Source organism: Pseudomonas sp. GXM4 (genome assembly GCF_008923895.1).
GTDB lineage: Bacteria > Pseudomonadota > Gammaproteobacteria > Pseudomonadales > Pseudomonadaceae > Aquipseudomonas > Aquipseudomonas atacamensis.
This window is the reverse complement of the sequence record NZ_WBRZ01000267.1, coordinates 1-7528: the sequence shown is the minus strand read 5'-3', so window position 1 is coordinate 7528 and position 7528 is coordinate 1. Positions and strand designations below refer to the sequence as shown.

At 50.7% G+C, this 7528-nt stretch carries 8 protein-coding genes and 1 pseudogene; 6 read left to right on the top strand and 3 right to left on the bottom strand.

Features of this window, described 5'->3' with window-relative positions; all coding sequences use genetic code 11:
- Together F8N49_RS28370 and F8N49_RS23265 are read left to right on the top strand one after the other, a co-directional pair.
- Positions 1-360: hypothetical protein (locus tag F8N49_RS28370; protein WP_256675504.1), on the top strand; the 360-nt coding region annotated here is incomplete at its 5' end.
- Positions 361-581: 221 nt separating this feature from the next.
- Complete coding sequence (locus F8N49_RS23265) at positions 582-1262, top strand: hypothetical protein (protein ID WP_151552768.1); 681 nt, start codon at positions 582-584, stop codon at positions 1260-1262.
- On the opposite strand, the gene F8N49_RS23260 is transcribed toward F8N49_RS23265, so the two are convergent.
- Complete coding sequence (locus F8N49_RS23260) at positions 1226-1954, bottom strand: SOS response-associated peptidase family protein (RefSeq protein ID WP_151552766.1); 729 nt, start codon at positions 1952-1954, stop codon at positions 1226-1228. The genes F8N49_RS23265 and F8N49_RS23260 overlap by 37 nt on opposite strands.
- A gap of 100 nt (positions 1955-2054) precedes the next feature.
- On the opposite strand from F8N49_RS23260, the gene F8N49_RS23255 reads away from it, so the two are divergent.
- The 3 genes and pseudogenes from F8N49_RS23255 (at position 2055) to F8N49_RS23240 (ending at position 4600) form a co-directional block, all read left to right on the top strand.
- Entirely contained in the window at positions 2055-2486 is a 432-nt protein-coding gene (locus tag F8N49_RS23255; protein ID WP_151552764.1) for a LexA family transcriptional regulator, read from the top strand.
- Positions 2473-3753 (top strand): annotated as a pseudogene (locus F8N49_RS27970) (Y-family DNA polymerase). The gene F8N49_RS23255 and the pseudogene F8N49_RS27970 overlap by 14 nt, the downstream one beginning before the upstream one ends.
- Positions 3754-3832: 79 nt before the next feature.
- Positions 3833-4600, top strand: a complete 768-nt coding sequence (locus F8N49_RS23240; RefSeq protein WP_151552760.1) for a hypothetical protein — start codon at positions 3833-3835, stop codon at positions 4598-4600.
- 71 nt (positions 4601-4671) lie between these two features.
- Here F8N49_RS23240 and F8N49_RS23235 read toward each other — a convergent pair whose 3' ends face one another.
- Both F8N49_RS23235 and F8N49_RS23230 read right to left on the bottom strand, forming a co-directional pair.
- On the bottom strand, positions 4672-4923 hold the full coding sequence (locus tag F8N49_RS23235) for a hypothetical protein (RefSeq protein WP_151552758.1): 252 nt from the start codon (positions 4921-4923) through the stop codon (positions 4672-4674).
- Positions 4924-4934: 11 nt separating this feature from the next.
- On the bottom strand, positions 4935-5183 hold the full coding sequence (locus tag F8N49_RS23230) for a hypothetical protein (protein ID WP_151552756.1): 249 nt from the start codon (positions 5181-5183) through the stop codon (positions 4935-4937).
- A 995-nt stretch (positions 5184-6178) separates the two neighbouring features.
- Here F8N49_RS23230 and F8N49_RS23225 point away from each other — a divergent pair.
- A complete protein-coding gene (locus F8N49_RS23225; RefSeq protein ID WP_372241044.1) occupies positions 6179-6850 on the top strand; it encodes a DNA/RNA non-specific endonuclease in 672 nt (223 codons plus the stop codon).
- Positions 6851-7528: the final 678 nt, after the last annotated feature.

Genomic DNA, 7528 nt, shown 5'->3' with positions numbered 1-7528 from the left:
AGTCGCTTCGATGTGTTAAATCTACCAAAAAACGAACGAATCGTCAATCCAACCTTGCCGACCACCGAGAATGCAGCGCTACGCGATTCAACTACCCGTTCTGGAAGCGAAAGGCTGGCTATAGTCAAACATCATCCTGAAGGAGTTGTGCCTATGAAAACCTGCACCGTGTATGGCGATATGGCCGCTGATAGCGCGGCCGACCAGTACCCTACCGTGACCTTGTGCGATGATTGTGTAGAAGCTGACAAATTGAAAAAAGCAGATTCTCAGATCGTCTCGACAGAAGCCTACGATCCAGATTATGGCGAAAGCTGCGAGTGGTGCGGTGTAGAGGCGAGCGAAGAAAAAGGCGCTTGAAGTGAATGGGCCCTTGAACGACCGAAGGCGTTTGAGGGCTTAAATCCACATAGCAGAATCCCGTCACCTTCGGCTCCGCATCGCCCCCAGATAGAAGGCAGCCCAAGCAACTCCATGCATACGAGCACTACCGCTGAATGCGACGTGTGTTGATAATTGCTCAGTCATAAAATGCCCATCGAACCTCGACATCCCCGAGCGAAGACCCATCTGAGATCCGCATGACCGAACAATACAAAGCAACGCTCAAGCTGGCGCTGATCTTCACCGTGCTAATTGCTGCGAATTTTGCTTCACCCTTTATTAGCAAGTATCTGAGCCCCGAGGAGCAAACGATCCTGTTCCTCGTCATAGTGTATTCAGGAGGCGCTATCTACGCCTTCCAGACGCGAGATCAGATGAATGCTTTCATTAAAAACTGGCCCAGCTCACTGGTCTACACAGCATTTATCCTTTACGCCTGCAAAATCGCCGCTGAAAAAGTTATCAATGCCAGGACCGGCATTGAGGTCGAAAACATCCGCTACGCATCAACCATAGGAGGTGCCCTTTATTCAGTGCCTCTATCGATGATCGTCATTAGCTTCTTTATGCAGGTTAAGACGTTCGTGCGTTGGTTAAAAGCGCAATCCAACGGGGACGACGGCGCGGCGCTTGTTCCTTCTCTTTTGAGGCTATGTTTCATCACTTCGCTATTTGGGCTTGGGATGTACACGTTTCCTAAAGCTCACGCTGTTGTGGATTACGCCGTTCTAGCCGATGCCACATCCGTGAACAGCTGCGGACCTGCAGAACCTAGCGTGGTATACGTCCGCAAGAACTCCGAAACCTGCAAACGCATCCACATAAGCCCCTTCGAAGGCATCTATGAGTCAACCGACATCCCAAGCAAATCGGGCTGAGCCGGAGGCAGCGGCAGTATCAAATATGCCCCCTGATTCCTCACATTCCCCACCGCTCGATCCACTGGAAACCATTCGAAATCCTCCGTAGGGCTGCACATCGTTCTGACGATTTCCTCCGCCCTCAGCGGATCCAGGTCCGGCTCCAACCATTCCCTTGCCGCTGAAGCATCCAGCACAAGCGGCCGACGATCGTGAATATCCACCATGCCCTGATCGCTAGCAGCGGTGATGATGACGAACCCGTCCCCATCGTCTTCCTCGAGCCCCGCGGTTACTTGAGCGAGGGCGCCGAAAAACATTGGTGCCTGGCTTTTTAGACGAATGAAGTAGGGCCGCTTTTTCTTCGGGTCTTCGGGATCTTTTACCCATTCAAACCAGCCGTTGGCAGGCGCAATCGCTCGGCCGTTCGGCCAGAGCTGTTTAAAGAATTTGCCGCTGGTAACCGTCTCGACCCGAGCGTTGATAGGATCTGGCCGCTTTCCTTTGGCCCAGAACGGCGACCAACCCCAGCGGACTCGGTCCACGCTCAATCCACCGCCTGCCGGGCGTATGATTTCGACGCGTGTCGTGGGCGCTACGTTGTATCGATCTATCGGCCAATGGTCGTAACCATTGATGACTGTTTGCTGAGGGGCGAGCTCGTGCAGGTAGTGATCCATTGATTCGTAGATGGAATAACGTCCGCACATGATGTCACCCGTCGAAATGTCCTACACATCACATTGACCGCGGTTCGGCCTACGAGCTTACTGTATGCACATACAGTTTAACTTTTGTCGGATTCGTATCATGAGCGTCACCATTCTCGGCCCTTTGTCAGAAGCAGGCGAAAAGCTCCCGCTTTACTCGTTTCAAGTTCCGGCAGGTTTTCCATCGCCAGCGGCTGATCACATTGAAAAGCACATCTCACTAGATGAGCTTTTCGACATCCGTGCCCCACATGTTTATCTGGCGAAGATCGAGGGCGAGAGCATGCAAGACGCCGGCATATTTTGCGGCGACCTAGTGATCGTCAATCGCAGCCTGAACGCCGAGCATGGCGACATCGTCATCGCCGGGCTCAACTCGGAGCCGATTTGCAAACGGCTGCACAAGCGTGACAACACCATCATTCTGATGTCGGCCAACAGCAAATACCCGCCACGCTATGTCATGGAGGGGGACGAGTTGATCATTTGGGGGGTGGTAACTTACAGCGTGCGTGACCATGGCAGATCGTGACCAGGTCTTCGCTCTGATCAACTGCAACAGCTTCTATGCGAGCTGCGAGCGAGTGTTTCGGCCTGACTTGGCGAAGACGCCAATCGTCGTGCTCAGCAACAACGACGGTTGTGTGATCGCTCGCAGTTACGACGCAAAACCCTTCGTAAAAATGGGCGCTCCGTACTTTCAAATTCGCAATGAACTGCGCCGTCACGGTGTTCAGGTCTTCAGCAGCAACTACGCGCTCTATGGCGATATGAGCGAACGAGTGATGACCATCATCGAATCCATGGTGCCGGCCGTTGAGGTGTACAGCATCGATGAGGCGTTCGCCGATCTCAGCGGCATCACTGGTGATATGACAGCCTTCGGCCGATCAATTCGCGCCGCCGTCTATAAAGGAACCGGCATCCCGGTCGGAGTCGGCATCGCGCCAACGAAGACGCTGGCCAAGCTCGCCAACCACACCGCAAAACGATTTCAGGCGCACACCGGCGGCGTGGTGGATATCTGCGATCCGATCAAGCGCGACTGGGGTTGCGAAACACCGACGTCGGCGAAGTTTGGGGTGTTGGGCGTCGGATGAAAGCGCACCTAGAAAGCATGCAGATCAACAGTGCGATGGATCTGGCCAAGGCGGATCCGTGGACACTCCGACGCAAATTCAGCGTGGTCATTGAAAAGACCGCACGCGAACTGAGCGGGACATCCTGCTTGGAACTCTCCGAAACGGAGCCGCCCAAGCAAGAGATCTGCAGCAGCCGCATGTTCGGCAAGCGACTGACAACCATTGAGCCGATCAAAGAAGCGGTGGCCACCTACGTGCATCGAGCCGCAGAAAAGCTGCGTGCGCAGAATTCGTTGTGCAAGAAGATCCGCGTCAGCATCCGCACCGGTATCTTCAGTCCGGAGGAAGCCAAGTATGCCAACGGTGCGATGGTTGAATTACCTTACCCGACCAACGATGTGAGGCTGCTGACCCAGGCAGCGACCGAAGCGATCAACCGTCTATTCCGGCCGGGCTTTAAATACAGCAAGGCCGAAGTGTTGCTGATGGATCTACGACAGCCGGGAGAATTTACTGATGACCTATTCGCCCCGTCTCAGCCACAAGCCACGAACAGGGTTATGGGTGTCGTAGATGAGATCAATCAGCGGTGGGGTAGTGGAACGCTGCGAGCCGGGAGCGTGCCGACGAGACCTGAGTGGGGGGATGCGACGGGAGATGATGAGCCAGAGTTTCACCACAAAACTGGACCAGTTATGGATTGTTAAGTGCAACTAGAGAGCAAGTGAAGATTTGGCGTAATGTATGTGGATTCTGCATATTTGAATGATATCCAAATTTTAGAAGGGAACGGGTCATGCTGGATGAAACTTGTTACATGTGTGAGCAGCCTGCAACTTCGGTTGAGCATGTTCCGCCTAAGTGTATATTTCCAGAGTTTAAAGATGCACAGGTTGATTTGCGTCGAAAATTAATCACTGTGCCTTCATGTGATGACCACAACGCAAAGAAAAGTCGAGACGACGAATTTCTGATGGTGAGTATCGCAGGTATAATTGGTAACAACTCAATTGGTTATGAGCATTATCAAGGTAAAATTCAGCGCGCCCTAAGGAGAACATCCTATAGACTTTTAGGACGAGTATTCCTCAAGGGAAGTATCACCCGAATAGGTGATGAGAACAAATTTCTAGATTTAATCTGGGGTACCCCAGACTATCCTAGATTAGTCGACTGTTTTACACATATAGCTTATGGCATCTATAGGCATCATTTTCAGGTGTCGTTCGACGGGAAGATAAAAGTGTTTTTGGGCTTTCTCCATTCGGCAAACAAAAACCAAAATTCTTTCAAAGAATTTATTGCTCACAGAGCGGAAATTGATTTAAAAGAAAAACACGGTAGCAATCAGGGTGTGTTTTATTATCGACTTGCTCCTCCCGACCAGTTTGGGCTGTCTTTGATGCATCTTTGTTTTTATGAAAACGTGAATGTTTATGTTTCTCTTATACCCGCAGGTACCGGACAAATCTTTGATTTAGGGATGGAGATGATTAAGGGTGGTATTGAAACCACCATTAATTTGGAAGGTAAGGAATACAAATTTAATCTAAAAGATGGTTGAGTTCGCGCTAGATATTTATTGCCGCTACGATAATACAGAACCCCATCAAGATGGGATTCTATAATTAGTGGTTACTTCAAGCTGTTCGGATCCCCTTGAACGTTCCAGCTTGCCCAGTCAACAACCTCCGAAACAATAATTCCGTCATCACCATCCAAGAATTGCGTAAAGTATTGACACAGGCCTTTCGCATTCGTCTGTTCGCGCTTGAAGCACCACAACGACTCGAGGATGCGTACAGCATCGAACTCGGCTAATTTGTCGTACAGCGCTTTGTAGTTGCGCTGTTTACGCAGGTCATACTCCAAAAAATACAAAGCCATTTTCCACCCCCTTAGCGCGCGTTTTCGGATTGAGAAAGCACGGACGCGGCGAGGGATTTTGTGGCCGCGCTGTATTTATCGGACTGCATGACGTGCGATGCCAGCGTCTCCATCAGCTTGCCGGTTTCCTTGATGGAGGACGATTGGGACAGTGCGGATGCGGCAAGGCTTTTGGCTGTAACAGAAGCGTGTGGATTCCGGAGAATTTCCGAAGCCAAGGTCGCGATGGTTTCGCCGGTTTGTTTTGTATTGAATGTCATAATGGTATTACCTCTATTTGGCTAAAAAATGCCTCAGAGGGAAAGCCGTTCAGCAGAAGCCGTTGACGTTCAAGTCAATGTTTGGCTCAATGCAGTCCCCCTGGGGCTAACGTAGTCGCTACTGTTTAGCTTTAGATGGTGCGGGTGGTTGTGTTCTAGTTTGGCGACCGAAGCATGACCACTCGCAGACTTTTCTAGGCTCACCTCATTCGAGGTCAGTAGCTAACGAAAACCCTACATGTAGGGTTTTTTTTCGTCTGGGATACAAGATAATGCGTTTTCCACAGGCATTGCAACTGGCAACCTGTGGATAAGTCTGTGCGTAATTTGTGTACGAAATTGAGTACACGCGCGTAGGCCTTTATCCTCCTGATTCAGACCGGTTATCACTGAAATACAGAAGATTTTATTTTCTTTCAGGCCTTGGTGAGTGAGCATCCGCCAATTCATAAAGCTGTCAGAAATGCCATGCGTAATTGCTGATATGTCGCAATTCCTACTCAATCCATACGCGCTCGTCATGGAGGCAGAAGCCTATAAGCCGCCGAAGCATTAGCACGAAGGTCGTTTTAGATCAGACGCAAGCGTTCTCTCTTCACCCGTCATAAAAGCTCATTTCTAATTCATCCACAGTCGTGCGTGATGAGCGTGGTTGCGCCTATGGCTTCTAAAGACTGTCAGTGCTGACGCGAAGTCGGGAGCCGTCGACACCGAGGTTGTCGGCAATGTTTTGAGCGGTGATCGATCAGATGACGACGTTATCCATGCATTAAGCTGCGCCACCATTTTTCTGGAAAAAACAGATGCACGGAATGCAAAAACTCAAGCTCGCATCACTTTTCATATTCCCACTGATAGCGGCGTGCACCTCGCCATCAGTGGTCACAGATCGACCTGATCACGTCGAGCAATTGGCTCACCCAACCTTCGATAACTGCGCAGTTGGTTGCCCACTCGGTGGTAGCAGCACGACCCTTTACCGCTAGGCGTACACCCTGAACAACAACGGCTCAACCAAATTCGCCAACTGGGTAGCCTACAAAATTACAAAACAAACACCGGCCAGCGGACGTCCTCGAAATTGGACGACGGACCCTGATGTGCCGTCCGGTGAAACGCTCAGTCCAGCGGACTACAAAGGGGCCAGTGAAGCCTTGAAAATAAACCGCGGGCATCAAGCGAATTTAGCTTCTTTGGGCGGTGTGTCCGATTGGCAAGCGCTGAACTACCTCTCCAACATCACGCCGCAAAAGGCGGATCTCAACCAAGGCGCGTGGGCTCGCCTCGAGGATCAAGAGCGGAGCTTGAGTAAAGCTGCGGACGTAGACGCGGTGTACGTGGCCACTGGGCCGCTCTATGAGAGGAACATTGGATCGCTGCCTGGAACCACCAAGACTCATACGATTCCGAGCGGATACTGGAAGATCATCTTCACGGGACCGACTCCCACCGGTGGCTTATATGCAGCATTCATCATGGAGCAAAGCACGCCTCGTACGGCCAGTTTCTGTGAATTCCAGGTTACCGTAGCCGAGATCGACAGGCGTGCAGGACTGAAGATGTGGGTCGGACTGCCTCCGGATGTCCAGAACGAGTTGAAGGCGAAAGGAGGGCGACTATCTCAGAAAATAGGTTGTCGCGAACCTGTAGAGCTTTCCGCAAGGTAGGTGCCTTTCCAGTCCAAATAGTTCTCCAACGAAAACGGGGACCTTTCGGTCCCCGTTTTGCGTTACACCTGCGGAATAATCCGTACTAATCGAATCAGCCAATAAGCCGCTTGAAACGCACGAATCAACTCTTCCGGGATGTACTTTTGAATGAAGGATCGCATAAGCGAATTCTCCAAAGGGTTGGGTGAAATTTGCTTCAGTGAAACGTCGAAGCAAACATGTTTCCACTTTACGTGGTGACAAAGCCTAAATTCAGTAACAAGCTCTTCAGAATAGTTAAATAACGAATTAACGAATTAACGAAGAAGTGCTGTTGACGGCTCGGTCACCAGCCAATACCCTTTGATGTGCGAGTAACAAAGAAGCAAGGCTGTAAGTGGTCAGGCGAGATTACCACAGTAGATCCTTCGGGAATCAACCACAAAATTTTCGCCCTCGGAACCCGCCACTGCGCGGGTTTCGTCGTTTTGGAGCGACAAAAATTAACTCTATTGGGAGAGGCCGTGTAAAACAGCGGGTTTGGCGGCATAGACACCGCTATTTGTAAATACGTGAAATAGGCAGTTCTGCCTATTGATTTACCTTATACCGTAAAACTACTTTCCGACGAACGGTATGTGATGCTGTAGGATAGCCCAAAGATATCTTTTAGTAGCTGGATGTTTTTTGATCGTT